This window comes from Frankia sp. CoWAU3 (genome assembly GCF_977971855.1).
The window spans coordinates 1018-3319 of record NZ_CDWWXB010000313.1 but is presented as its reverse complement, the minus strand read 5'-3'; the positions used below and the strand labels follow the sequence as shown (position 1 = coordinate 3319).

Sequence of the window (2302 nt, the reverse complement as noted above, 5' to 3'; positions counted from 1 at the left end):
GGGCGCCCCGAGTCACCCCACAGCACGTCTACAAAACGTCACCGATCACAACGTAGCGTGATCTCTGCGCGGCCCTGACTCCAGCGCGCCCCGTCCACGGCCCGCGGTGTCTGGTCGATCAGTCGGCCTTACGGCTGGTCAGCCTGGGAAAGTCGGTGTCGCGGTACTCCATGCTGAGGCGGGTGCCCGCGGCTTCGCTCTCCCTGCTGCGCAGCTCGACGCGCCGGATCTTGCCGGAGATCGTTTTGGGTAGGTCGTAGAACTCCAGCCGCCGGACGCGCAGGTAGGGGGCAAGGTTTTCGCGGGCGTGACGGAGGATCGCCTCCGCTGTCTCGCGGTTCGGCTCCCATCCCGGAGCAAGTGCGATGTAGGCCTTCGGCACGGCCAGGCGTACCTCGTCGGGTGCGGGCACGACGGCTGCCTCAAGCACAGCCGGGTGTTCGACGAGGACGCTTTCCAGTTCGAAGGGGGACACCTTGTAGTCCGAGGCCTTGAACACGTCGTCGGTACGGCCGATGTAGGTGAGGTAGCCGTCCTCGTCGAGGGATGCGACGTCACGGGTGTGGTAGTAGCCGCCGGCCAGTACTTCCGCGTTGCGTTCGGGGTCGCCACGGTAACTGGTCATTAGCGCGAGCGGGTGCGCGGCCAGATCGAGGCACAGCTCTCCCTCAGTGCTGGAGCGCTGGCCGCTCACCGGGTCGACCAGGACCGTGGGCACGCCCGGCAGCGGACGGCCCATCGACCCCGGCTTGACGGCGGCGCCAGGTGAGTTGCCGACCTGGGCGGTCGTCTCGGTTTGGCCGAACCCGTCGCGCAGGGTCAGGCCCCAGTGGGCGCGGACCTGGTCGATGACCTCCGGATTGAGGGGTTCACCGGCCGACAGCACCTCGCGCAGCGCGCCGGGCCCGCCGGAAAGATCGACCTTGATGAGCATGCGCCACACGGTCGGCGGCGCGCACATCGTGGTTACGCCAGCCCGGCGGAGCTGCGCCAGCAGCTTGGCGGGGTCGAACGTGCCGTAGTTGTAGACGAAGATCGTTGCTTCGGCGATCCACGGCACGAAAAACGAGCTCCACGCGTGCTTTGCCCAGCCAGGGGAACTGATGTTGAGATGCACGTCACCGGGTTGCACCCCGGTCCAGTACAGGGTGGACAGGTGCCCGACCGGATAGGACACCTGGCTGTGCTCGACGAGTTTGGGCCGGCTGGTGGTTCCGGAGGTGAAGTAGAACAGCAGCGGATCGGTGGGGGCGGTACGGGATTCGAACCGGTGCACCTCGGTGACGCCGTCGGCCTCGGTGTAGGGGCGCCAGCCGGCGGCCTCGCCACCTACAATGACACCGTTCAGGTTTTTCAGCTTGACCTTCACCGCGTCGGCGGCATTGGCGATCACGCAGGTGGCGCCGCCGCGTTCGATCCGGTCGGCGAGGTCCGTCGGACCGATCGCGGTAGTGGTGGGTATGATTACCGCGCCCAGCTTCATGAGCGCCAGCATCGACTCCCAGAGCTCCACCTGGTTGCCGAGCATGAGGATCACCGGATCGCCCTTGCCGATGCCTAACCCGGCAAGCCAGGTCGCTACCCGGTCCGAGCGACGGGCCATCTCGTCATAGGTGCACCGACGTTCCGAACCATCCTCTTCCACGATCCACAGCGCCACCCGGTCGTTGTTCCGGGCGATTGGGTCAAACCAGTCGATGGCCCAGTTGAACTGGCCTTCGAACCGTGGCCAGCGGAACTCCTCCAGCGCCTTGCCGTAGTCCGTGCGCAAGTTGATCAGAAGATCGCGGGCAGTGCGGTAGGTCTCGGTCGCGGCAGTCGACGTCATCGGCAAACTCCTTCCAACACCGCACAGAGTCGTGCCGAGCCGCCCCCGCCGGCCACCCCCGAAAGTTGGTAGCAGGCGGGGATGGCCACGGGGTGGTAGCGGAGGTAGCCACGTGATGGTCGCGTGATGGTCACGGGGATGGCCGGTCGACGGCTTGCCTCGGCCGGGTTACTGTGACGTGCACAACATAGCGGTGTGCGCAATGAGGACGGACGCGATGAGTGACACCCGATTACTTCGTCCAGACGACCGCGCGGCCTTGCGGGCCGAGCTGCGCACCATCATCCGGCAGGGCGGAGTCCCGGTGGCATTCGCCGGTGAGGTGGGTGGCAACCGCTTGCGCCTGACGGAGTTCCTGGGCACTCGCACCACCGGCCTGCACAATCTGGAGGTCTGTCCCGGCACGGGACTGGGCGGCCGGGTGATCCTGCAGGGCCGCCCGGTCGGGGTGACCGACTACGCCAGCGCGCGGAG

1 protein-coding gene and 1 pseudogene are annotated in these 2302 nt (G+C 66.9%); one reads left to right on the top strand and one right to left on the bottom strand.

The genetic code is table 11. The annotated features are described in order from the left end of the window. Nucleotides 1–118: 118 nt before the first annotated feature. Nucleotides 119–1828, bottom strand: a complete 1710-nt coding sequence (locus tag AC08ON_RS17760) for an AMP-binding protein (protein ID WP_476608400.1) — start codon at nt 1826–1828, stop codon at nt 119–121. A gap of 217 nt (nt 1829–2045) precedes the next feature. On the opposite strand from AC08ON_RS17760, the pseudogene AC08ON_RS17755 reads away from it, so the two are divergent. Next, nucleotides 2046–2302, top strand: a pseudogene (locus AC08ON_RS17755) (helix-turn-helix transcriptional regulator); the annotation flags it as partial.